The organism is Kribbella sp. NPDC051770 (assembly GCF_040681455.1).
In the GTDB taxonomy this organism is placed as follows: domain Bacteria; phylum Actinomycetota; class Actinomycetes; order Propionibacteriales; family Kribbellaceae; genus Kribbella.
Window position 1 is genome coordinate 22,376 of the sequence record NZ_JBFAYT010000003.1, and the last position, 23,378, is coordinate 45,753.

At 68.7% G+C, this 23,378-nt stretch carries 23 protein-coding genes; 14 read left to right on the forward strand and 9 right to left on the reverse strand.

Annotated features, from left to right (window positions below; genetic code table 11):
- Positions 1–53 precede the first annotated feature (53 nt).
- From AB0M01_RS11500 to AB0M01_RS11535, 8 genes are all read left to right on the forward strand, one after another.
- The gene (locus AB0M01_RS11500; protein WP_363668161.1) at positions 54–1,001 is read left to right on the forward strand and encodes an ABC transporter permease; all 948 of its coding nucleotides are present in this window, start codon (positions 54–56) and stop codon (positions 999–1,001) included.
- Positions 998–1,858 (forward strand): ABC transporter permease, encoded by an 861-nt coding sequence (locus tag AB0M01_RS11505; RefSeq protein ID WP_363668163.1) that lies wholly within the window; start codon positions 998–1,000, stop codon positions 1,856–1,858. The genes AB0M01_RS11500 and AB0M01_RS11505 overlap by 4 nt, the downstream gene beginning before the upstream one ends.
- Positions 1,855–2,913, forward strand: a complete 1,059-nt coding sequence (locus AB0M01_RS11510) for an ABC transporter ATP-binding protein (protein WP_363668165.1) — start codon at positions 1,855–1,857, stop codon at positions 2,911–2,913. The genes AB0M01_RS11505 and AB0M01_RS11510 overlap by 4 nt, the downstream gene beginning before the upstream one ends.
- A gap of 159 nt (positions 2,914–3,072) precedes the next feature.
- A complete protein-coding gene (locus AB0M01_RS11515; protein WP_363668167.1) occupies positions 3,073–3,936 on the forward strand; it encodes an ATP-binding cassette domain-containing protein in 864 nt (287 codons plus the stop codon).
- Positions 3,933–5,564: an aldehyde dehydrogenase family protein gene (locus AB0M01_RS11520; protein ID WP_363668169.1), complete on the forward strand. Its 1,632-nt coding sequence runs from the start codon at positions 3,933–3,935 to the stop codon at positions 5,562–5,564. The genes AB0M01_RS11515 and AB0M01_RS11520 overlap by 4 nt, the downstream gene beginning before the upstream one ends.
- A 69-nt stretch (positions 5,565–5,633) precedes the next feature.
- Positions 5,634–6,482 carry an SDR family oxidoreductase gene (locus AB0M01_RS11525; RefSeq protein WP_363668171.1) on the forward strand — a complete coding sequence of 283 codons (849 nt, stop codon included), beginning with the start codon at positions 5,634–5,636 and terminating at the stop codon, positions 6,480–6,482.
- A 67-nt stretch (positions 6,483–6,549) separates the two neighbouring features.
- Positions 6,550–7,920 carry an amidase gene (locus AB0M01_RS11530; protein WP_363668173.1) on the forward strand — a complete coding sequence of 457 codons (1,371 nt, stop codon included), beginning with the start codon at positions 6,550–6,552 and terminating at the stop codon, positions 7,918–7,920.
- Positions 7,878–9,059: a hypothetical protein gene (locus AB0M01_RS11535; RefSeq protein ID WP_363668175.1), complete on the forward strand. Its 1,182-nt coding sequence runs from the start codon at positions 7,878–7,880 to the stop codon at positions 9,057–9,059. The genes AB0M01_RS11530 and AB0M01_RS11535 overlap by 43 nt, the downstream gene beginning before the upstream one ends.
- A 30-nt stretch (positions 9,060–9,089) precedes the next feature.
- Here the strand turns inward: AB0M01_RS11535 and AB0M01_RS11540 are convergent, their stop codons facing one another.
- The 3 genes from AB0M01_RS11540 to AB0M01_RS11550 all read right to left on the reverse strand — a co-directional run bounded on the left by AB0M01_RS11540 (position 9,090) and on the right by AB0M01_RS11550 (position 11,771).
- A complete protein-coding gene (locus AB0M01_RS11540) occupies positions 9,090–10,241 on the reverse strand; it encodes a hypothetical protein (protein WP_363668177.1) in 1,152 nt (383 codons plus the stop codon).
- 152 nt (positions 10,242–10,393) lie between these two features.
- Positions 10,394–11,206, reverse strand: a complete 813-nt coding sequence (locus AB0M01_RS11545) for a L,D-transpeptidase family protein (protein ID WP_363668179.1) — start codon at positions 11,204–11,206, stop codon at positions 10,394–10,396.
- Positions 11,207–11,354: 148 nt separating this feature from the next.
- Entirely contained in the window at positions 11,355–11,771 is a 417-nt protein-coding gene (locus AB0M01_RS11550) for a hypothetical protein (protein ID WP_363668181.1), read from the reverse strand.
- Between the two features lie 86 nt (positions 11,772–11,857).
- On the opposite strand from AB0M01_RS11550, the gene AB0M01_RS11555 reads away from it, so the two are divergent.
- Positions 11,858–12,259, forward strand: coding sequence for a hypothetical protein (locus AB0M01_RS11555; protein WP_363668183.1), 402 nt, complete (start codon positions 11,858–11,860; stop codon positions 12,257–12,259).
- A gap of 61 nt (positions 12,260–12,320) precedes the next feature.
- Positions 12,321–13,202, forward strand: coding sequence for a LysR family transcriptional regulator (locus AB0M01_RS11560; RefSeq protein ID WP_363668185.1), 882 nt, complete (start codon positions 12,321–12,323; stop codon positions 13,200–13,202).
- A 98-nt stretch (positions 13,203–13,300) separates the two neighbouring features.
- Here AB0M01_RS11560 and AB0M01_RS11565 read toward each other — a convergent pair whose 3' ends face one another.
- Together AB0M01_RS11565 and AB0M01_RS11570 are read right to left on the reverse strand one after the other, a co-directional pair.
- The gene (locus AB0M01_RS11565) at positions 13,301–14,275 is read right to left on the reverse strand and encodes an aldo/keto reductase (protein WP_363668187.1); all 975 of its coding nucleotides are present in this window, start codon (positions 14,273–14,275) and stop codon (positions 13,301–13,303) included.
- Positions 14,276–14,357: 82 nt separating this feature from the next.
- On the reverse strand, positions 14,358–17,459 hold the full coding sequence (locus AB0M01_RS11570; protein ID WP_363668189.1) for a DUF3427 domain-containing protein: 3,102 nt from the start codon (positions 17,457–17,459) through the stop codon (positions 14,358–14,360).
- Positions 17,460–17,645: 186 nt separating this feature from the next.
- Here AB0M01_RS11570 and AB0M01_RS11575 point away from each other — a divergent pair, with 186 nt between their 5' ends.
- Entirely contained in the window at positions 17,646–17,858 is a 213-nt protein-coding gene (locus tag AB0M01_RS11575) for a hypothetical protein (RefSeq protein WP_363668191.1), read from the forward strand.
- Positions 17,859–17,863: 5 nt separating this feature from the next.
- On the opposite strand, the gene AB0M01_RS11580 is transcribed toward AB0M01_RS11575, so the two are convergent.
- From AB0M01_RS11580 to AB0M01_RS11590, 3 genes are all read right to left on the reverse strand, one after another.
- Positions 17,864–18,457: a hypothetical protein gene (locus AB0M01_RS11580; RefSeq protein WP_363668193.1), complete on the reverse strand. Its 594-nt coding sequence runs from the start codon at positions 18,455–18,457 to the stop codon at positions 17,864–17,866.
- The gene (locus tag AB0M01_RS11585) at positions 18,454–18,813 is read right to left on the reverse strand and encodes a hypothetical protein (RefSeq protein WP_363668195.1); all 360 of its coding nucleotides are present in this window, start codon (positions 18,811–18,813) and stop codon (positions 18,454–18,456) included. Before AB0M01_RS11585 ends, AB0M01_RS11580 begins: the two co-directional genes overlap by 4 nt.
- Before the next feature lie 134 nt (positions 18,814–18,947).
- Positions 18,948–20,084: an epoxide hydrolase family protein gene (locus AB0M01_RS11590; protein ID WP_363668197.1), complete on the reverse strand. Its 1,137-nt coding sequence runs from the start codon at positions 20,082–20,084 to the stop codon at positions 18,948–18,950.
- A gap of 57 nt (positions 20,085–20,141) precedes the next feature.
- Here AB0M01_RS11590 and AB0M01_RS11595 point away from each other — a divergent pair, with 57 nt between their 5' ends.
- From AB0M01_RS11595 to AB0M01_RS11605, 3 genes are all read left to right on the forward strand, one after another.
- A complete protein-coding gene (locus AB0M01_RS11595) occupies positions 20,142–21,116 on the forward strand; it encodes a WYL domain-containing protein (protein ID WP_363668199.1) in 975 nt (324 codons plus the stop codon).
- A gap of 30 nt (positions 21,117–21,146) precedes the next feature.
- Positions 21,147–21,935, forward strand: a complete 789-nt coding sequence (locus AB0M01_RS11600; RefSeq protein ID WP_363668201.1) for a methyltransferase domain-containing protein — start codon at positions 21,147–21,149, stop codon at positions 21,933–21,935.
- 91 nt (positions 21,936–22,026) lie between these two features.
- On the forward strand, positions 22,027–22,329 hold the full coding sequence (locus AB0M01_RS11605) for a hypothetical protein (protein WP_363668203.1): 303 nt from the start codon (positions 22,027–22,029) through the stop codon (positions 22,327–22,329).
- A 2-nt stretch (positions 22,330–22,331) separates the two neighbouring features.
- On the opposite strand, the gene AB0M01_RS11610 is transcribed toward AB0M01_RS11605, so the two are convergent.
- Positions 22,332–23,375 (reverse strand): alpha/beta fold hydrolase, encoded by a 1,044-nt coding sequence (locus tag AB0M01_RS11610; protein WP_363668205.1) that lies wholly within the window; start codon positions 23,373–23,375, stop codon positions 22,332–22,334.
- Positions 23,376–23,378 lie beyond the last annotated feature (3 nt).

A 23,378-nucleotide genomic window follows, 5' to 3' on the forward strand; every position in this document is an offset into this window, starting at 1 on the left:
GCTGAACTGCGGGTCTGCGGGCGTGAGCGGCGCCGCCCCGCGCGGAGGCCGCGATGATCCTGCGGCTGGTCTCGCGGACCGCGGTGCTGCTGGTCAGCCTCGCGGTCAGCTCGGTGCTGGTGTTCGCGTTCCTGGCCGTGCTGCCGGGCGACCCCGCGCGGGTCGCGCTCGGCGTGAACGCCTCCGACGACGCGGTCGCCGAGCTGCGCCGCCAGTTCGGGCTCGACCGGCCGCTGCCGACCCAGTACGTCGACTGGCTGACCGGGCTGCTGCACGGCGACTTCGGTACGTCGTACATCTCGAAGGCGGAGATCGGGCCGCAGATCACCGACCGGTTCCAGGTCACGCTCTGGCTGGTGGTGACCGGCATGGTGATCGCGCTGCTCGTCGCGGCGCCGGCCGGGACGGTGATGGCCGCGCGGCACCGCAAGATCTCCGGGTTCGCGCTCTCCGCGATCTCACAGGTCGGCGTCGCCGTCCCCGCCTTCCTGGCCGGGATTCTGCTGATCATGCTCTTCGCCGTGAAGCTCGGCTGGCTCCCCGCGAACGGCTGGACGCCACCGGCCGAGGACCCGGGGATGTTCCTGCGCCAGCTCATCCTGCCCGCGCTCTCGCTCGGCCTCGTCCAAGGCGCTGTCCTGACTCGGTACGTGCGGAGCGCCGTCCTCGACGTACTCCGTGAGGACTACCTGCGCACCGCGCGCGCCAAGGGGCTGCGGCCCTTTCGCGCGCTGTGGCGGCACGGGTTGCGCAACGCCGCCGTACCGGTCGTGACCGTCCTCGGCCTGCAGCTCGCGACGCTGCTGATCGGCGCCGTCGTCGTCGAACGCGTCTTCGTCATCCCCGGCCTCGGCAGCCTCCTGCTCGACGGCGTCTCCAACCGCGATCTGCTGCTCGTCCAGGGCGTAGTGATGGTGCTGGTGGTCGCCGTACTGGTCGTGAACTTCCTGGTCGATCTCCTGTACGTCGTCCTCGACCCGCGCCTGCGGGTGAGCCGATGAGCGCCGCGCTCGGCCCGGTCGGCCGCGCCGTCGGCGGCCGTCGCCGGTGGAACCCGAGTCTCCTCGTCGGCGGCTTCATCGTCCTCGTGATCGTTCTGCTGGCTCTGGTCTCGTTCGTCTGGACGCCGTACGACGCGACGCTCGTCGACCCGGCCGGCCGCCTGCAGCTGCCGTCCTGGTCGCACTGGCTCGGCACCGACAAGTTCGGCCGCGACATCTTCAGCCAGCTGATGGTCGGCTCCCGGACCACGCTCTTCGTCGGCCTGGTCGCCGTCGGCGTCGCCGCCGTGATCGGCGTACCGCTCGGCATCCTCGCGGCGATGACTCGCCGCTGGTCGAGCGAGCTGGTGATGCGCGCGAACGACCTGCTGCTCGCCTTCCCGGCGTTGCTGCTGGCCATCATGTTCGGCGCGGTCTTCGGTGCCAGCACCCTGACCGCGATGGTTGCCATCGGCATCGCGACCGTCCCGAGCTTCGTCCGCGTGATCCGCAGCGGCGGGCTGCAGGTGATGCGCACGGAGTACGTGCTGGCCGCGCGTGCCGCTGGCCGCCGTCCGTTCCCGATCGCCGTGCGGCACGTGCTGCCGAACGTGGTCAGCCTGATCACCGTCCAGGCCTCGGTCTCGTTCGCGATCGCCGTACTGGCCGAAGCGGCGCTGTCGTTCCTCGGCTACGGCACCCCGCCGCCGACGCCGTCGTGGGGGCGGATGCTGCAGGAATCCCAGGAGTTCCTCTTCACCGCGCCGCGCCTCGCGGTCTTCCCCGGCATCGCGATCGCCTTGGCTGTGCTGGGTTTCAACCTCCTCGGCGACGGCCTGCGCGACCACTTCGACCCCAAGCTGGAGGACCGCCGATGAGCAGCCCCGCGGACACGCCCGTCCGCACGCCCTCGGAGCCGGCGGCTCCCGACGTACTGACGGTCAGCGGCCTCACCGTGTCCGTCCGCGACCTGCAACTGGTCAGCGACGTCGACCTGACGGTCGGCCCGGGGGAGCGCGTCGGCCTGATCGGCGAGTCCGGCTCCGGCAAGTCCCTGACCGCGCTCTCGCTGCTCGGCCTGCTCCCCGACGACGTCACCGCGACCGGCTCCGTCCGCCTCGCCGGCGTCGACCACGACCTGATCGCCGCCGACGAACGCCGCCTGTCCCGTATCCGCGGCAACCACCTCGCGATGGTCTTCCAGGAACCGATGACCGCCCTGAACCCGACGATGCGGATCGTCGACCAGGTCGCCGAGACGATGCTCATCCACCGCACCCGCACCACCCGCCGTACCGCCCGAGCCGCTGCCGTCGACCTCCTCAACCGCGTCGAGCTCACCGACGTCGCCCGCGCCTACCCCCACCAACTCTCCGGCGGCCAACGCCAACGCGTCGTCCTCACCATCGCCCTCGCGAACGACCCCGCCCTCCTGATCTGCGACGAGCCCACCACCGCCCTGGACGTCACCGTCCAGGCGATGGTCCTCGACCTCATTCTCCAAGGCGTCACCGCCCGCGACGCGGCCCTCCTCTTCATCACCCACGACCTGGCCGTCGTCGCCACCACCTGCCAACGAGTCCTCGTCATGTACGGCGGCCGAGTGGTCGAATCGGGCCCCGTCCACCAGGTCTTCACCAACCCCCACCACCGCTACACCCAAGGCCTCCTCGCAGCGTCGGACCTGGAATCCGCCGACTCCGGCCCCGTCACCACCTCCGAACCGGCCCGCCGCCGCCTCCCCACCATCCAGGGCACCGTCCCCGCCGCCGGCCGTTTCCCCACCGGCTGCGTCTTCCGAACCCGCTGCACCCACGCCACAGACCTCTGCGCCGACGCGCCCTCCTGGACCGGCGACCGCCACGCCGGCTACGCCTGCCACCACCCCGCGGGCGACGCCTCCCACCATCCCGCGGGGGTCAGCGATGCCTGACCCGCTCCCGCCCGCAGCGCCCCCGACGCCGGCCAGCACATTTTCGCCACTCCCCAACACTCTTCTCGTCCTTCCGGCCGCAGCGGACCTCGCCCCCACGACCTCCCCGGCCGCATCACCAGAAACCGCAACCACCGCACACCCCCCGAGGAGGCCCCGATGCCTGAGCTGACTCGCCTTCCTCAGCCCGTCGAGCCCCTCATCCGCATCACCGACGTCACCCGCGACTACCCCCGCCCCCGCACCTCTCTCCTGAAACGCGCCGAAGTCGTCCACGCCCTCCGCGGTGTCTCCCTCGACGTCCACCCCGGCGAACGCTTCGGCATCGTCGGCGAATCCGGCTGCGGCAAGTCGACGCTGCTCCGCATCATCGCCGCCCTCGACCGCCCCACCTCCGGCAAAGTAGTTGTCGACGGCAAAGACATCACCGGCCTCCCCGAACGCCGCCTCCGCTTCCTCCGCGAGAACCTCCAGCTCGTCTTCCAGGACCCGATGAGCTCCCTCGACCCCCGGATGCGCGTCCGCGACATCATCGCCGAACCCCTAGTCGTCCAGGGCCACCCCGCATCCTCCGCCCGAGTCCGCGAACTCCTCGACGCAGTAGGCCTCTCAGCAGACGCCGGCGACCGCTACCCGCACCAGTTCTCCGGCGGCCAGCGCCAACGCATCTCCATCGCCCGCGCCCTGGCCCCCAACCCCAAGATCCTCATCGCCGACGAACCAGTCAGCGCCCTCGACGTCTCGGTCCGCGCCCAGGTCCTCAACCTGATCTCCGACCTCGTCGACGAGCTCGACCTCACCCTCGTCTTCGTCTCCCACGATCTCTCGGTCGTCAAGCACGTCTGCGACCGCGTAGCCGTCATGCACGCCGGCGAAATCGTCGAAACCGGCACCACCGGCGAGGTCTACGCCGCCCCCCGCCACCCGTACACCCGCCGCCTCGTCGCCGCCATCCCGACTCTCCCCAAGGCCCTCGCCGGCGCCACCCCCCAAGACCTCCTCCCGAAGGGAGCCCCCAAATGACCACTCCAGATTCCGTACCGGGCTCCCCGGCCTCGGTCCCCGGTACGCCGGCCTCCCCGCCGCACGTCATCCCCGCCTTCCCCTCCGGCCTCCCCATCGGCGACACCTGGCTCACCACCCCCACCACCGCCCCCGTCCACTTCCCGTACGACGGCTCCCTCGTCGCCCACGCCCCCGTCGGCACCCCCGCCCTAGCCACCCAGGCCCTCGAGATCGCGCTCTCCGCGCGCTCCGAGATCGCCCGCCTCCCGTCGCATACCCGCAGGTCAGCCCTTCAGGGAGCGCTCTCCGCGCTCTCCGCACGCCGCGACGACTTCATCGACCTCCTGATCCTCGAAACCGGCAAACCCCGCGTCGACTGCCAGGTCGAACTTGACCGCACCCTGCTCACCCTCCAGACCGCCGCCGAGGAGGTCGCCCGCCTGCACGGCGAGACCGTCCCCCTCGACCTCCTCCCGAGCGGCGAGAACCTGATCGGCTTCTGGGTCCGCAAACCGATCGGCGTCGTCATCGGCGTCACCGGCTTCAACTACCCCCTCCTCCTCGCCGCCCACAAGATCGCCCCCGCCCTGGCCGCCGGCTGCCCGGTTATCGTCAAACCTGCACCCCAAACCCCACTCGCCACCCTCTGGCTGGTCCACCTGATCCGCGAAGCCCTCGTCGCCGCAGGCGCTCCGCCGTACGCCGTACAGCTGGTCACCGGCGGAGTCGACGTCGGCGCCACCCTCACCACCGACCGCCGCATCGGCGCGGTCTCCTTCACCGGCTCAGCCGCCGTAGGCCACCAGATCGCCCGCGACGCCGCCCCCACCAAGGTCCTCCTCGAACTCGGCTCCAACTCCGCACTCGTCGTCGCCGAAGACGCCGACCTCGCGGCGGCAGCCGACGCCGTAGTACGAGGCGGCTACTACGCCTCCGGCCAGGCCTGCATCAGCGTCCAGCGCGTGATCGTCGTCGAGTCGGTCCGCTCGGCTTTCCTCGCCGAACTGAAACCCCGCCTCAACGCGATCAAGGTCGGCGACCCCCGCGACCCCACCACCCAGGTCTCGGCCCTGATCGACGAACGCTCCACCCAGCGCGTGGCGACGTGGATCGAAGAAGCCCTCGCCGCCGGCGCCACCCTCGCCCACCAGACCACGTTCCCCAGCACCCCCGACCAGCCACCCGCTGACCCACCGGACGTGACGACCGCGACTGCCGATCAGCTGACGGCTGCCCCCGCCGACGAGCCGACCGCCGCCCCGGCCCCCGCCATACGCCGTCGCCCGATCGTCGGCCCGACTGTCCTCCTCGATCTCCCGCACGGGCAGCAGGCGTGGGACGAGGAGATCTTCGGTCCGGTGATCGCGATCCGCTCGGTCCCCGACGTCGAGACCGCGTTCCAGGTCGTCAACGACACCCGCTACGGCCTCCACGCCGCCGTCTACACCGCCTCGCTCGCGACCGCCTTCGCCGCGATAGACCAGCTCGAGGTCGGGGGAGTGGTCATCAACGAGGTCCCCGGCTTCCGCTCCGACGTGATGCCGTACGGCGGCGTCAAGGACTCCGGTACCGGCCGCGAGGGCCCCCGCTTCGCCATCGAAGAACTCACCACCACCCGCATGGCCATCATCCGCCCGACCCTCTGACCCGCCCCGACCCCGCAGCCGCCCTGACGACCGACCAGATGCCCTGACCCACCGACCCCGGGAGGCCCCGTGCCGCACGACTACGCGAACCTGTTCCGCCTCGACGGCCGGCACGCCCTGGTCGTCGGCGCCGGCAGCGGCATCGGCCGCGAGTCCGCCCTCGCCCTCGCCGCCCACGGCGCCCGCGTCACCTGCGCCGACCGCGACCTCCCCGCCGCCGAACAGACGGTTGCCCTAGGCAACCTCACACCTGGCGCCACCCCCGCGCCGAGCGCCACCACCCCATCCAGCCGCCCCACCCCGCCACCGCAACCACCCGCGCTCACGCCGTACGAGCTCAACGTCCTCGACCCAGCAGCCATCACCACCGCCGCCCAAACCCTCGACCCCGTCGACATCCTCGTCTTCACCGCCGCCACGAACGTCCGCAAGCGCATCCTCGACTACACCGGCGAGGAGTTCGACCGCGTGGTCGCCCTCAACCTCCGCGCCTCCTTCGACCTGATCCGGGCCTTCGGCAAGCAGATGTCCGACCGCGGCCGCGGCAGCATCATCGGCTTCAGCTCCATCCGCGCGACCACCGTCGAACCAGGCCAATCGGTCTACGCAGCAACCAAAGCCGGCCTCGTCCAACTCCTCCGCACCGCCGCCGCCGAGCTCGGTCCAGCCGGCGTCCGCGTCAACGCCATCGCCCCCGGCGTCGTCGAGACCCCTCTCACCGAGCAGATCAAAGCCAATCAACCCTGGTACGACGCGTACGCCGCCAAGAGCGCCCTCAACCGCTGGGCCACCCCGGACGAACTCGCCGGCGCCGTGGTGTTCCTCGCCTCCGACGCGGCCTCCTTCGTCACCGGTTCGGTCCTGCACGTGGACGCCGGCTGGACCGCGGTCGACGGCCGCTTCAACCCCCCGAACTGACGGAGACCGCTTCACCCCCCGAACTGACGGAGACCGCTTCACCCCCCCGAACTGACGGAGACCGCTGATGAGCCTCGCCGACCTGACCGCCACCGAACTCGTCGCGCGGTACCGCGCGGGCGATCTCTCACCGGTCGAGGTGATCGAGGACGTGCTGTCCCGCGTCGAGGCCGTCGAGCCGCGCCTCTGCGCGACGTACGCGCTCGACCCCGACCGCGCCCGCAAGGCCGCGACCGACGCCGAGGACCGCTACCGCCGAGGCGAACCGGCCGGCCCGCTCGACGGCGTACCGGTCACGGTGAAGGAGAACATCGCCACCCAGGGCACGCCCGTCCCGCAAGGCACCGCGGCCACCGAGCTGGTCCCGGCCCCCGAGGACCACCCCGCGGCGGCCCGCCTCCGCGCGTCCGGCGCGGTGATCTTCAGCAAGACGACCATGTCGGAGTACGGCATGCTGTCGTCCGGCGTCAGCACCTTCCACCACCTCGCGCGCAACCCCTGGGACCTCACCAAAACCCCAGGCGGATCCAGCGCGGGCGCGGCCGCGGCGGCCGCTGCCGGGTACGGCCCGATTCACCTCGGCACCGACATCGGCGGCTCGATCCGCCTGCCCGCCGGCTGGTGCGGAGTCGTCGGCCTCAAACCGACCCACGGCCGCATCGCCGTCGGAAACCCCTACCCCGGCAGGGCAATCGGCCCGATCACCCGTACGGCGGCCGACGCCGCCCTCGCCCTGGAGGTCCTCTCAGGTCCCGACCGCCGAGACCACACGTCGCTCCCGCCGCTCACCGTCGACGACACCGAGCTCGACCTGAGGAATCTCAACGTCGCACTCCTCCTGAACGCCGGCCCAGGCCTCCCCGTCCACCCCGAGATCACCGCCGCCGTCACCAACGCCGCCCACACCCTCGAATCAGCCGGCGCCACCATCACCGAGATCGCACCCATCATTACCAGGGGAATGCTCGACGGCCTCGACCACTTCTGGCGCGTCCGCTCCGCCGCCGACCTCGCCGCCCTCCCCGAGGCCCGTCGCGCGAAAGTCCTCCCCGCCATCCAGGAGTGGACCAGCACCGCAGCCACCCTCACCCAGTACGACGTCTTCCACGGCTACTCACAAATGCAAACCATGGCAACCGCAGTCGACCAGGCCTTCGCGGCGTACGACTTCATCATCTCCCCGGTCGCCCCCATGGCCGCGTTCCCCGCCGACCTCGCCTACCCGACCGGCAACCCGCTCGAACCCTTCGAGCACATCGCCTTCACCGTCCCGTACAACATGTCCACCCACCCGGCCCTCACCGTCAACTGCGGCCGCACCACCACCGGCCTCCCGATCGGCCTCCAGATCGCCGCCCCACGATTCCAGGACCACGCCGCCTTGAACCTGGCGACGTGGCTGGAATCAACCTTCCCGACAGCCTGGCCGATCCTCTAGTTCAGGAACTAGCATCCGGGTACGAACAACCAGGGGGAGCGGCAATGGTTGTGTTGGTCAGGGGTGAGGGAAAGTGGACTCCGGCGACCTTGACGTCGTGGGCCTCTGAGGCAGAGTTGCAGGAGGTGTTGTGCGACTCACCTGAGTTGATGCCGGGATGTGAGGGCGCAGTAGTAGTCACCGAGTTCCGGATCCCGAGCGTGGGTGCGGTGGATCTGGTGTGTGTGCATGACACCGGTGCGATCAGCCTGGTCGAGTGCAAGCTCGCGAAGAACCCGGAGATCAGGCGCTCGGTCGTGGGCCAGATCTTTGCGTATGCCAGCGGGATGAGCGAGATGTCGCGAGCAGAGTTCGGGCAGGAGTTCGCCGGCCGATGTGGCCGCTCTCTGGCGGACGTGATCACGGAGGCGGCAGGGCCGGACTTCTCCGTCGAGGACTTCGAGGTCGAGCTGACGAAGACGCTGGCGAAGGGCCGGTTCCGGCTGATCATCGTGGTGGATCAGATCACCACCGAACTGCGAGCGATCGTCGAGTACCTGAATCTCCACCTCGCCGAGACCGTCACCATCATCGCGCTGGAGCTCGGTCGTGTGCTGGCCGGGGACAGCCAGGTTCTTGTTCCGCGTACGTACGGAGCGGAGGTTGCCGAACGCCGGGATCGGGTCGCCGGCGTGAAGCGCCGATGGACGCGTGGGGAGCTCGACGAGGCGATCTCTCAGATCGGGGACAGCAAGGCCCGGCAGTTCGTCGAAAGCGTTCTTGCACACGCCAAGGATCGAGGCGCTGTAGTCAATGGAGGGTCGGGGCCGGTGCCGTCTGCGGGGATCTACTACCCACAGGATGGGAAACGCAGGTCGGTGGTTTCCGTGTACGCGGATGCGGACGAGCCGATACTGTCGGTCAACGTTGCCGCCATCAAGCGCGGCTCGGACGTTCGGGCACAGCGGGTTCTCGCGGCTCTGCGGCGCTCGGCGACGTTCTCGGACAAGCTCCCCGCCGATGACGAGACGGCTGTCACCAAGTTCCCCTGGGTGCGGGCAGCCGACCTTGCGGCGTCTGCCGACGAGTTGGCGGCGTACTGGGATGCGATCCAGGCAGCGATTGAGGACGAACCTGAGGCAGGTACGCCGACCAATTGACCGGTCGACGCATCTTGTTCAGCTTCGCCGCTAGCCCTCGAGCAGTTGCTGCAGGCCCCTACGGGTCATCGGCCGGGCCAGCAGATCGGCGACCTCGTGGTCGATGAACGCCGTCCGATCGGGATCGGACGGATCGATCGCCTCGCACACCGTGTTGTACGTCCAGTTCAGCCACCCCGTGACACCGACCACGAACGACGACAGCTCCAGGTCGGGCCAGTTGCCCGTGGCATCGACGTACCCCTCGCGGAAGCCCGCGAGCGCCGTACGGTTGAGCTCCGGACGCAGCGCCCAGTGCCCGAGCGCAGCCCCCAGCTCCTGCTCGACGGTGAGCGAGCCAGCGAAGTCCCACTCCGTGACGACGAGCTCGTCGTGATGCCCGATCCGGACGTTCTCGGGGATCACGACGCAGTTGCACAGGATCAGATCGCCGTCCAGAGACGCCTCGATCGTGCGCAGCTCGCCGACGATCGGCAACAGCGCCGCCAACTCGTCAGCCCACGGCTTCCCGGCTCGCCGCGCATGCGCGACCAGGTCGTCCCACTGCGCATCGTCCCCGCGAGCCGTCAGGTACGGATTGACCGGCGTCGCACTCGGAATCGCCAACGAGTGCAAGATCCCGTACGTCGTACCAACAGCTCGCGCGACCCCAGTCGGCGTCGGGCTGACCGGCGACGGCCCGACCTCGATCCATTCGTGCACCCGCCAGCTCTGCTCCCGCACGCTGTCGATCAACCGCCCGGCGGGGCTCCGCACCGGCGTCGGTGCGGCGACTCCGCGGGCGACCGCCGCGTCCCGCAAGCGCGTCCCGATCTCGGCCTGCTCGTTCGTGATCCACGGGTACACCGTGACGGCGAGCCAGCGCCCGCGGTCCGTCGTGATCGACCAGCAGCGACCCATCGGCGTCAGCGAGACGGGGGAGACCTCGCCGCTCACCCGACCCAGCCCGAACGCCGCCGCCAGCGCATCGGCCAGCCCGTCCGGCGGCTTGGGTACGTCGGCCGCCCGCCGCTCGACCTCCGACCTGAGCGCGGCCCAGTCCCGTACGCCGTACTCGATCGCCAAGGCCTGCTGGGCCTCGGTCAACGACGTACCGGGACGTGACTCGCGCAGCGCGGCCAGCAGGTCCTTGGCCTCCTTGCGCAGGAACCCGAGACTTGGCTTGTCCGGCAGAAATCGCATCGCGCGTCCTCTCGCGCCCGGACTCGCACGGGCCACAAGGGGAGCGACAACCACTTGGGGCGGGGTGGCTTCCAGCCTGCCGGCGAGTCTCGACGCGGCCCCGGCCGCGCTCCGGCAACGCTAGCCGACGGCTCGGAGCGCGGTCAACGAGCTCAGTACTGGCCGTACACCGAGACCGTCGTGCCGATCTTCGTCTCCTTGAAGATCTGGCGGATCTGCGGCCGCATCACCCGGACGCAGCGGTGCGAGGCCGGGTAGGTCTTGATCAGGCTGTTCGAGCGGGAGCCGTGCAGGGCGATGCCCGGGCGGTCCTTGAGGAAGTAGATCGAGTCGTACATGTACGCGTCGTCGTACAGGCTGCTCTCGTGCGCGCCGGCCCACTTGCGCCAGACCTTGCCGGTGCGGTTCGGGGTGTCGTAGCCGGGGGCACCGGTCGAGACCCAGACGATGCGGCGGTAGGTGTTGTTGACGACCTGGTAGAGGACCTGGCAGGTCTTGTTGACGTAGATGCCGGCCGGCTTGGTCGGGGCGGGGCGGTTCTTTGCCAGCAGCACCGATCGGACGTCGGCGGTGGTGAGCCGCTCGCGGTTGATCGGGAGGCCGTTGGTCTCGCGCCACGCGCACAGCGCCTGCTTGGTGCGCGCGGTGATCTCGCCGTCGACGTCGCCGACCGGGTAGCCCCAGGCGGCCAGGCGCTTCTCGACCTCGAGGGGGTAGTTGACCGCGGCGGTCGGTTTGACCGTGGGCTTGGTGGTCGGGGTCGGCGTCGGCGCGGTGGTCGGCGTGTTTGTCGGGGCGCCGGTGGGGGTGGTCGTCGGGACGCTGGTTGTCGGAGTACCGGTCGGCGTGGCTGTCGGCGTACTGGAGGGTGTCTTCGCAGGCTCCTCCGCGGCGACGTCCGTGCAGCCGCTCAGCACCACGCCCAGCACCAGTACTCCAGCCAGAAGACCACGACGACGCGCCACGGATTCCCCTCTCCTCAGACGATCAGCGTCGCAGACAGGGGCCGTCCAGGGCGGAAGCCTCGCCGTGACCGCGCGCTCGCTGAACGCTAGTGCGTGGAGAGGTTCGCGGGCGCGGTCGTTCCCGCACCCGTCACCGAACCGTTGCCGATCAGAGCCCGAGGTCGCGCAGGAACTCCGGCTTGTAGGCCTGCATCACCACGTACCGCGGGTCCGGAACCTCCATGTCCGCGTTCTTCGCGGCGTCCTCGGCCGGCGTGTGCGCGCCCTCCGGGACACTCGGGTCGGTCCACTCCTGCTGCCCCGCGTTCCAGCGCGTCACCGTGTACTCCGCGCTCAGCTCGTCGTCCGCGACGAGCTCCTTCACCGTGCGCTCCGCCTCCTGCGCGTCCTCGAGCGTGTGCGTGTAGAGCAGCATCCGGTTCCCGTCCCGCGTCACCGTCACCTGCCGCCCGAGCCGCTTGCGCGCGTCGTCGTCCAGATCCAGCGCCCGCAACCGCTCCCAGAACGTCAGCCCGTGCTCATCGTTCCCGAGCTCGACAACAACCCGAAACTCCTCATCCGCCATGCGCACACCCTACCCAGCCGGTACGACGGTTCTGCTCAGCTACCCTGCCGAAGCGCCGGCCAGCCGTTCACGGGGAGGAGCCGCCGTTGCAACCGATCCCGACCGAGGCCATCCACCGCATCACCACTCGCACCTTGACCACAGGCGGCGCGACCTTCGACCTCACCACTCTCTCCTTCGTGCCCCCGGCCGACTACTGGTACTTCCCAAGACACCCCTCGCGAACCGCGATCGTCGACCAGCACCACCTCGCGGCCGAGCTCGCAACCTTCATCGACCACAACCGCGCCGTCTGCGAGACCGCTGGCACCTGGCTCGGCACCTGGCTCAACCCGTCCTCCGGCCAGTGCTACCTGGACGTCACCACCCGGCTCGCCGACCGCGACGCCGCACTCCGCGAGGCCCGCCGCGTCAGCGACCTCGAAGGCCGCCGCGTCGTCTCGATCTACAACCCCGGGCGCGACCGTACGGCGTACGTGCGGTTCTGATTGGATCGTCAAACACGCGACCGGTCAATCGATTGCCATCCATCGACTAAACTTCTGAGTCATGGAGCTGCGCCACCTCGAACACTTCATCGCCGTCGCCGAGCAGAAGCACTTCACCCGGGCCGCCGAGGTGATGTCGATCTCCCAGTCGGGCCTGTCCGCGTCGATCCGCGCCCTCGAACGCGAACTCCACGCCTCCCTGTTCGTCCGCAACACCCGCAGCGTCGAGCTCACCGAAGCCGGCCGAGCCCTCCTCTGCGAAGGCCGCCGCACCCTCGCCGCAGCCGAGGCAGCCCGCGACGCGGTCGCCGCCGTACAAGGCTTGGTCCGAGGCCACCTCACCGTCGGCCTAGAACAATGCCTAGGCGTCGTCGACGTCCCGGCCCTCCTCGCGAAGTTCCGCTCCGCCTACCCCGGCGTGGAAATCGAGGTCCGCCAAGCAGGCTCCACCCCCATGCTCGACGAACTCGCCTCCGGCCGCCTCGACGTAGCCTTCGTCGCCACCGCCGGCCACCCAGTAGACGGCCTGGACCTCCGCCCCCTCTCCACCGAGTCGATGGTCCTCGTCTGCGCCCCCGACCACCGCCTCGCCGGCGCCGCGGAAGTCTCCCTCCAAGACCTGGCCGGCGAGTCCTTCGTAGACTTCGACCGCACCTGGGGCGCCCGAGCCATCTCCGACCACGCCTTCGCCGCCGCCAACGTCGCTCACCCCGTCACTATCGAGGTCAACGACGTCCACACCCTCCTGGCCCTGGTCGCTCACGACCTGGGCGTGGCCCTCGTCCCCGAACGAATCGCCGCCAAACGAGGCGACCACAAAACCGTCCCCCTCAAACCCAACTCCGCCTCGGCCTGGCAGGTCTCAGTTGCCGTCCCGACCAGCCCGGCAGCCAGCCTCACCGCGGACGCCCTGATCGGGATGCTCCCAACCACACGCACTTAGTACGCCGTACGCCGCTCTGCCGCTCGGACGCGGCATCGGGTCGCCCACCGATCTCTCGGCGAACGACCCGATGCGCAGACCTGTGCCAGGCGTGATGCCTACCAGGCGTAGTCCTCCGGGGAGGTCTTGTACCCCGGGAAGATCTCGTCGAGTCGGGCCAGCGCCTTCTCGTCGAGCTTCAGGTCGACCGCCCGTACGGCGGACTCCAGCTGCTCCATCGTCCGCGGACCCACGATCGGGCCGGTGACCGCCTTCTGGTGCAGCAGCCAGGCCAGCGCGAGGTCGCCCGGCTGCGTGCCGAGCTCGTCGGCGAACGACTCGTAGGCCTCGATCTGCGGACGGAGACGCTCGACGGTCTCCTTCGCGCGGCCCTCGAGGCGGCGTACGCCCTCGGTGTCCTTGCGGATCACGCCGCCGAGCAGCCCACCCTGCAGCGGCGACCACGGGATGACGCCGAGGCCGTAGTACTCCGCGGCCGGCAGCACCTCGCGCTCGACGTCGCGCACGATCAGGTTGTAGATCGACTGCTCACTGACCAGCCCGGTGAAGTTGCGCTTCTCGGCGGCCGCCTGGGCCTGCGCGATGTGCCAGCCGGCGAAGTTCGACGACCCGGCGTACAGGATCTTGCCCTGCTGGATCGCGACCTCGATCGCCTGCCAGATCTCCTCCCACGGCGTCTCCCGGTCCACGTGGTGGAACTGGTAGAGATCGATGTAGTCGGTCTGCAGCCGCTTCAGCGAAGCGTCCAGCGCGCGCCGGATGTTCAGCGCGCTGAGCTTCCCCTCGTTCGGCCACCCTTCGCCCATGTCCCCGTAGACCTTGGTCGCCAGCACCGTCTTGTGCCGCTTCACCGGGTCCTTCGCGAACCACTCCCCGATGATCTCCTCGGTCCGCCCCGGGTAGATCGCCCGCCCGTACCCGTTCGCGGTGTCGAAGAAGTTGATCCCCTTCTCGTGCGCCGCATCCATGATCGCGTGGGAGTCCTCCACGCTCGTGTGAGGCCCGAAGTTCATCGTCCCCAACACGATCCGACTGACCTTCAGTCCCGTCCGCCCAAGCTGAGTAAAGTCCATGCCTCCCACCCTGCGTGGCTTCGGCTCAGACTTCCAACAGAAGAATCCGCACAGTGTGATCGGTCGAGCTTCTGAGTGCAGGTCAGGCGACCACTGAGGCCGCCTGGAACACATCCGTGGGCATCGGATAGTGGAGTTTCCACGTAATGGCGATCGGTCGATCACCGGTATGGCCCGTATACGTCGCCGGCCCGAGGAACAGGTACGGCGCGGTACCGAGGTCACTCTTCTTGTGCATCCGCGCGAAGATCAGGATGTTCGAGTCGCGTTCGAGGTGATTCAAGTAGCGCTGACCCGTTGAGGACGAGACCGACGTCGTGCTTTGCGACTCCCAGTGGAAGAGCTCGGGGCTGATTGCGTAATCCTGGTACATCGTGGTCGGCGAGTAATCCGCCTCGGACTTCTTCAAGGTCACGAAGAACGCATCGGTCGAGGGCTCCTTCAAGGCCAGCACCCCTTCGCGGAAGTTGCTCGGCGGCTGTTTCAGGCTCGCGTGGTTGAGCGCCGCGAGGATCTCCTCCCGTTGATAGCGGGCGTGCACTCGCAAGCTCAATCGCCGAAGCGGGCCGGCCAGAGCCTGGGCGCGATGCCGAGCCTGGTCCATCGCGTAGTCGATGATCTCCAACAACTCGTCGCGCACCGCTTCTTCGCCGCGGAGCGCTTCAAAGCCTTCCTGGTACGACGAGTAGCCGCCGCCGTTGGGCCAGAGCGAGAAGAACAACATCCGTGCGTAGCCCTGCTCGGATTCGTCGAGTTCGTCGTACGGCGGTGCTCCGTCGAGGATGAGCCTGCGATAGGCCTGAGTCCGCTCAACGTCATCTACATGGGCTAGCGCGCGAACACGTCTGAGTAGCGTGGAATCGCCTCCGGCGCGAGTCGGCAAGCCCGCATCCCTGCGCAACGTCGTCCACGTCCGCTGTGGGGTGCCCTGGCGCAGAACGTCACTGAGCTCGACGCCAGTCTCAGCCAAGAACGTCGGCAACGTCTGGTCGCCGTGGTCCCGCAGTTCGGTGACCAGATCCTTCCACCGGCTACCGATCTGCGAGCGAATGTTGTCGAGCACTGCTTGTTGCGCGACCTTGTCGAGAATGATCTGGCAGCCGGACGGGAGGAACGGAAAGCCCCGCTCGACCTGCTTCTCGAGTCCACGACGGGTATCGCCGGTCAGCGCTCGGAACCGCCGATCGAAGCGGAACTCTTTGCGCTGGTGGCCGACGAAGTCGAGCGCAGTCAGCACAGGCTTACCCCGCGCCTGTCGCAGGCCTCGGCCGAGTTGCTGAAGAAAGATCGTGGGGCTCTCGGTTGGCCGCAGGAACAGCACAGTGTCGACCTCTGGCAGATCCAGACCCTCGTTGAAGAGGTCGGCTGCGAAGAGCGCGTTCACCCGGCGGGCCTTCAGATCCGCGAGGGCTTGCTCGCGTTCGGCCAATGACGTCTGCCCCGACACTGCCTTGGCCGGGATGCCAGCCTCGGTGAAGACGCGAGCCATGTACTCCGCGTGCGCGACGGAGACGCAGAACCCCAGCCCGCGCATCCGCTGGACATCGGTGATCTTGTCGCGAACTTCACGCAAGACGATGCGAGCGCGGGCGCTGTTGCCGGTGTAGAGCTCGCTGAGCTGGCTGTCGTCGTACCGACCGCGCTTCCAATCCAATCCGGCGAGGTCCGTGCCGTCGGCGATGCCGAAATAGTGGAACGGGCAGAGCAGATCGTCAGCGAGCGCATCCCAGAGCCGGAGCTCCACCGCGGTCCGGCCGCCGAAGTACGTCTGGACATCGAAACCGTCCGTGCGTTCCGGTGTCGCCGTCAGACCGAGAAGTTCGCGTGGCTGCAGGTGCTCCAACAGTGTCCGATAGGTCTTCGCGGCCGAATGATGGAACTCGTCGACCACCACGATGTCGAACGCATCGCGAGGCATCGCTGTGACGTCATCGACGGAGAGGGATTGGATCGAGGCAAAGACGTGCCGCCACCGCTCGGGACGCGATCCAGAGTGGAACGATTCGCCGAACGAGGCGTCGCTCAGAACCTCGCGATACGTTCGGAGCGATTGCTGCAGAATCTCCCGCCGATGAGCGACAAAGAGCAGTGATGGAGCGGGCTGGCCCTGGCTCTCGGCCGCTTCCTTGAGCCTGCGGTAATCGAGGGCGGCGATCACCGTCTTGCCGGTACCGGTCGCCGCGACTACGAGATTTCGGTGCCGATCGTGAACTGTGCGCTCGGTGTCGAGCGTCTCCAACATCTCTGCCTGATACGCGCGAGGTCGTACCTCAAGTCCTGCCAGCGACACCGTGCCTTGCTGCGCGGTCTTGTCCCGCCGGGAATGAGCGAGTGCATCGTCCAAACGATCCCGGTCGCGTTCGGGATCGTAGGTTTCGAAGCTCGGGTCGTTCCAGTAGGTGTCGAACGTGGCCGCGAACTTGTTGAGCAGGCTCGGCGTGCCGATCCTGGAAAGCCGGACATTCCATTCGACGCCGTCCAGCAGTGCAGCGCGGGAGAGATTCGAGGAACCGACGTACGCCGTATCGAAGCCGGTCGCGCGGCGGAAAAGCCAAGCCTTGGCGTGCAGCCGGGTCCGGAGTGCGTCGTACTGCACCTTGACCTCTGCGCCGAAGTCTTGAACGAGCCGGTCGAGCGCTCGTCGATCGGTGGCGCCCATGTACGTCGTGGTGATGACGCGCAACGGCGCGCCCCGCAGCCGCAGACGTTGCAACTCAGGCTCAAGTACCCGCAGCCCGTGCCACTTGACGAAGGCGCAGAGAAGGTCGACTTCATTGGACGAGTCGATTTCGGCGCGGAGTTCGGTACCTAGTGCAGGTTCCCCGTGAGCGTTGGTCAGCAGCGCGGCATCCGACAGCGGTGTGGTCGGCCTGGTCAATGCGACCGACTGCACGCCGGGGCCGGCCGCCTCGCCGACCGAGAGGAGCCGCTCAAGTGGCGGCTCGGGAAGCGCATCTGCGTGCTGTGCCAACTGGCTGAGCAAATCATTGACGATGACGAGTCGCTTTGCCTCGTCACGGGTCGATTGGAGAACGCGAAGAACGGCCTCCCGCAGGTGTCGCGACAGCACTTCCGGCTGATCGGCGTCGTCGACCTTACCGGTGCTGGATGTGACGTCATCGGATTGCCGCAATGCTTCGAGCAATCCCTGCGTCACGAGTGCGTCGTAGATCCCTGGTTTCATCCCGTCACCCCCACGCGGAGAGCTTGCCAGACCGCACCGACAAGATGACGGATCGGGATCGGCCCGGCGCCGTACTGGCTGGTCGGACGTCCGGTTTCTGCCATGCCGGTTTCCGACAGCGGTTCGCCCTCCTCCGAGTTGCCGACGGCTGCTGATACTGAGAGCGGCTGGGCTTGAGGAGGAATCGTGACGAGTGTCGAGCAGAGATGGGTCCGGGTCTGGTTCGGGAACCACGTGATCGCCGACTACCGTGCCGAGGCAACCCTGGCCGAGCGGTACGCGAAGGCGATGGAACGACGGTTCGCCGGCTTGCAGGTGACGAACGAGGCGGTGCCGGGTGATGGGGCACCGGTGCGGCCGTTGCCGAACGAGCGGCTTTGGGAGATCGGGCCGCAGTAGGGCGGTCAGCGGTCTCGAAGAGGTTCGGGTGGGCGTCGTACGGCGTGCGAAGCTGCGCTCGGGTGGAGGGCTCCTGACGGGGTGGTCGCTCCGCGGGGAGAGGCGAGGCCTTTGAGGGCTCGGGCCAGGTCGAGTGGGAGTGGTTGGCGTACTGGGCCGGGGCGTTGGTCGGCGACACCTCGCAACAGGTTGAGCCGCTTGCCGGTTTCGCGGCCGAGGCGTTGGGCCGCAACCTCGAAGGGTCGGTCGTTGCCGCGGTGTTCGAAGCAGAGCACCTCGCGGTACGGCGGGCCGTCGTCGTCCGGTGTGAACTCGCGGTAGATCAAGCGGTGCGACGGTCCGAGGGCTCTGTCTCCGCGGGACTCGGGGATGACGGGGAGCTTGATCTCGGCGCAGTCGCTGAGGTCGTGGGTCTTGAAGCCGAGGCGCTTGCCGTCGAAGGCGGCTTCGTCGCCGTTGGCGAGGGCACGGAGGCCGGCGCGGAGGGCGCGGTACTCGCGGGCGCGGAGGCCGCCGGGCTGTTGGGTCTTGGCCGCCTGTTCGAGGGTGCGGAGCTGGTGGAGCACCTCACGGCTGATCAGGAGGCGGTACTGCGTCATGTCGGCTTGCGGAACTCGGAGTCGTCGGTGTCGTCGTCGAGGTCCCAGCCGAGCTCGGCGGCCACGTCTTCGAGTGGCACCGAGGGGCCGCCGGGGTTCTTCAGGCGGTGACGGGCGACGGAGTAGCTGGCGTCGAAGCCCTCGGCGTCGGTGCTGGTCTCGACGAGGGCCTGCCAGACCTCGAAGGGGATGATCACGGCTTCGGGCCGGCCCGCGTCGCCGAAGATCAACGGTTCGGCGTTGCCCGAGCGGTACAACCTGAGCAGGTTGCCAAGGTTCTCGGAGGCGGCGGCGGTGGACAGCACCCAGGCCGTGTCCCCGTTCGGGAGCAGGTGCTGGGTTTCGTCGGAGTCCATGGCCGGTCCTTCCAGGTTGGCAAGCGTCGGCTTCAGGATAGGAAAGATCGGCGGGACGCGGAGCAAGTTGTCCACAGCCCCCAAAAACGCCCGAAGGCCGGCCCAGGGCGGGGCCGGCCGGTCGGGGGTGCGGGTCAGCGGAGGTTCGCGAAGAACTTGCGGAGGTCGGCGGTCACGTTCTCGGGGCGCTCGAGGGAGGCGAAGTGGCCGCCGTCGGGGTAGTTGGTCCAGTGGACGATGTTGGTGTTGTCGCGGTCGGCCAGGGGGCGGATGGTCTTGAAGTCGTCGGCGAAGACGGCGACGCCGGTGGGGGCGGTGTTGACGGCGGGTTCGGTGCCGGCGTTGGCTTCCTCGTAGTGGTAGCGGCCGGCGGCGGCCGAGGTGTTGGTGAACCAGTAGAGGGAGACCTCGGTGAGGATCTGGTCGCGGGTGACCAGGCTCTTGCCGTCGCCGAAGTTGTTGAAGAGCTCGTTCCAGGCGAGCTGGCCGACCGGGGAGTCGGAGATGCCGACGGCAACGGTCTGCGGGCGGGTGGAGTTGATCGCGTTGTAGCCGCCGACCGACTGGAACCACTTCAGGTGCTCGAGGGCGGCGTAGTCCTCGCCGTTGAACTTCTCGAACTCGGCCGGGTCGCCGCTGGGGAAGGAGAACAGCTGCAGGACGTGCAGGCCGAGGAAGCCGGGAGGGTTCAGCAGGCCGAGCTCGCGGGAGATCATCGCGCCGGCGTCGGAACCGTGCGAGCCGTAGGAGTCGTAGCCGAGGCGGCGCATCAGCTGGTCGAAGGTCTTCGCGACCCGGGCCATCGTCCAGCCGCGGTCGGCCAGCGGGGTGCTGAAGCCGAAACCGGGGATCGACGGTACGACGACCGAGAACGCGTCGGACTCCGAGCCGCCGTACGCGACCGGGTCGGTGAGCGGGCCGATCATGTCGAGGAAGTCGACGAACGAGCCCGGGTAGGTGTGGATCAGGAGCAGCGGCGTCGCGCCCTCGACCGCCGACGGGACGTGCAGGAAGTGCACGGTCTGGCCGTCGATCTCGGTCAGGTACTGCGGGAACTCGTTCATCCGGGCCTCCTGCGCCCGCCAGTCGAAGCCGCTCTGCCAGTGGTCGACCATCTCGCGCAGGTAGTGGTTCGGCGTACCGAGGTCCCAGTTGTCGCCCGGGGCCGGCTCGGGGAGCCGGGTGTTCGCGAGGCGGGTCTGCAGGTCGTCCAGGTCGGCCTGGTCGATCGTGACGGTGAAGGGCCGGATGCTGCTCTCGTTGTTGTTCATGGCTTCACTGTAGAAGTCGTATAGGCAAGCTAGGTTCCTATTTGAGAGTATTTACCTGTGCGTGAAACCTCGTCGAGATTGCTGTCCTTGCTGTCGCTGCTGCAGACCCGCCCGGCCTGGACCGGCGCGGAGCTGGCCGAGCGCCTGGAGGTGAGCGGCCGGACGATTCGCAACGACGTCGACCGGCTGCGCGAGCTCGGGTACCCGATCGACGCGACCCGCGGGCCGGCCGGGCACTACCAGCTCGGCATCGGCGCGAAGATGCCGCCGCTGCTGCTCGACGACGAGGAGGCGGTCGCGGTCGCCGTCGGGCTCCGGACCGGCGCCGGCGTCAGCGGGATGGAGGAGAGCAGCGCGCGGGCGCTGGCCAAGCTCGAGCAGGTGCTGCCGCACCGGCTCCGGCGACAGGTCAACGCGATCCACACGACGCTGACGAAGGGGCCCGACAACACGGGGTCGAACGTGCCCGACCCCGAGGTCGACCCGGTCGTCGTCGCGACGATCGCGGCCGCGATCCGCGACCAGCACTACCTGCGCTTCGAGTACGCCGTACCGGACGCCGAGCCCGGCTTCCCGATCCTGGTCGAGCCGTACCGGTTGATGAGCTGGCAGCGGTACTGGTACCTCGCCGCCCGTGACGAGAAAGGGGCCTGGCGCACCTATCGGGTCGACTGGATGCAGTTGCGGATGGCAACGGGTCGGCGGTACCAGCCGCGGCCGATGCCGGACGACGACTACACCGACTTCGTACTCCGGGACGTCGCGACCGCGGGCTGGAAGGTGCACGCGCGGATCACGGTGTTCGCGTCGGCCGACGAGGTGCTGGCGCGGATCCATGCGGCGGTCGGGATCGTGGAACCGGTCGACGAGCACACCTGCGTACTGGTGACCGGCGCGGAGTCGCTCGAGGTCGTTGCCGTGTACATCGGGATGCTCGGCATCGACTTCCAGGTGACGGCGCCTCCCGCGCTCGTCGAGCACTTGCGGCTGATCGGGCAGAGGTATCTGCAGGCGGTTGCGCCGCCGGTGTGAAGCGCTACCTTGGCGAGAGGGGAGGGCGTCATGAGCGGATTCGGGAGTGGGTTCAAGCGGGTCGACGGGGTGCCGGAGGACGCCGTACGGATGGCGTGGATTCTGGATCAGATCGCGCAGCGGTCCGCCGTACGGGAGTTGAAGGCGTTTGCGCTGGCGGAGCTGGCGCCGAAGGCTGGTGAGGACGCGCTCGATGTCGGGTCGGGGACGGGTGAGGACGTCGCGGCGCTGCGCGGGCTGACCGGGTGCGCGGTTGGTGTCGAGCCGAGCGAGGGGCTCCGGGCCGAGTCGGTACGGCGGTTTCCGGGGCTCGAGATCGTCGACGGGGACGCGCTGAAGCTGCCGTTCGACGACGCGTCGTTCGACGTGGTCCGCTGCGAACGCGTCCTCCAACACCTCGCCGACCCCGCCCAGGCCGTCGCGGAGATGACCCGCGTCCTCCGCCCGACCGGCCGCATCGCCCTGATCGACACCGACTGGGGCACCGCGCTGCTGCACCCGGTCGTCCCCGGCGTCTACGAACGCCTCACCCAGGCCCTGCTCGCCGACTCCGCCAACCCGTACGCCGGCCGCACGCTCCGCGCGTTGCTCGCCGACAACGCCCTCACCATCACCGCCGAAACCGCCGCGACCTGGATCGAGCCGCAGTCGGGTGCGCGCGAGGGTTTCCTCCCGACGATGATCCAGGCGGGCGCCGCCAACGGGACGATCACGCCGGCGGAGGCCGAGGCGCTCACCCAAACTCTCGCCGAAGCCGCGGACCGCGGTGCGTTCCACATGTCGCTGACCATGTACGCGGTGGTCGCGGTGAAGCCCTAGTAGCGACAAGTGCACCCAGGGGCGACGCTGCTGAGCACTTACGTCGTCCTGGTGATTGCGGCAGGGTGATGGGAAGCGACGAGGGGGCGGGATGGTCGACGAGCTGCATCGGCAGTTTCAGGGGCGGATGGTACGGATCTACGAGCGGGCCAAGTCCGAGGCTGGATACAACGCGACGTACTTTCTGCGGATGTTGAGTGAGCACGGTGGCTTGGAGACCGCTCGGCGGTTGGTCGGGAGCAGTACGCCGTCGGAGGGGTTCACGCAGCTGTATCTCAAGCGGCGGCTTGATCTGACGGTCGAGCACCTGGTGCTGGAGGAGCAGTTCCGCGAGCTGTTCAGCGATGAGTTGCTCGTGGTGGCGCGGGAACGGCTCGACGAGTACGGCGGTTGAGCTCAGAGCCCGTTCTGTTTGAGGAACGCGACCGTGCGGGCCATCGACGTGGGCCATGCCGGACCAAAGGCGTGTTCTTCGCCGGGGTAGGTGTACATAGTCGCCTTGGCGCCGGCCTTCCTCAGGGCGGCCAGGGCCTCCGTGGACCACGCGATGGGGCAGGTCGAGTCGGAGGTGCCGTGGTGGATGAGGATCGGGGTTTTGGCCTGGTCGAAGAAGTTGATGGCGGAGAGGTTGCGCCAGAAGGTGGGGTTGGTGGTGGGGGAGCCGTGGGCTCGGGTGATGGCGTTGGCGATCTGGGAGTTGGGGCGGGTCCAGCGGTTGAAGTTGTCGGTGGCGTCGGCGCTGACGGGGGCGAAGACGACGGCGGCTTTCACCAGGTCGGGTTGGGCGACCAGGACGTTGTAGGTGATGCCGCCGCCCATCGAGCGGCCGAGCATGCCGATGCGGGTGGGGTCGACGTGCTGTGAGGTGCGCAGCGCCAGGACGGCGTTGATTGCGTCCTCGGTGTAGCCGAGGCGGACGTTGACCTCCGACGACGGGTCCTTCGACGACTGGGCGTGGTTGCGGTAGTCGGTGTGCAGTACGACGTACCCGCGCCTTGCGAGGTAGTCCTGCTCGCGTGTCAGGCCGCGGCCGTTGGTGTAGATGTCGAGGTCGATGTGGCCGTGGTTGAGGACCAGGGCGGGGTGCGGGCCGGGTGTCGACGGGATGTTGAGGATGCCGGAGATGGTCAGCGAGCCGCTGGGGTAGGTGACGAAGTACCTGGTGTACGCCGGGTTGCGGGCCAGGACGCGGCCGATGCGCAGGGGGCCGCCGGTGAACTTCTTCGCCGCCAACGCCTGCAGCGACACCGGGTCAGGTGCCGGCGCTGCGGGGGTGGAGGGTGGCGGCGAAGAAGGGCGAACGGATGGTGCAACGGGGGCGGAACTGACCGCCGTACTGGGAGTGGACGCAGGGGGTGCCGCGTCGTCCGTGGTGGTGCAGGCGACCGCAGCCGTCATCCCGAGCGTGGCGAGCCCCGCCCACGTCATCCGCCGGTTCATCTC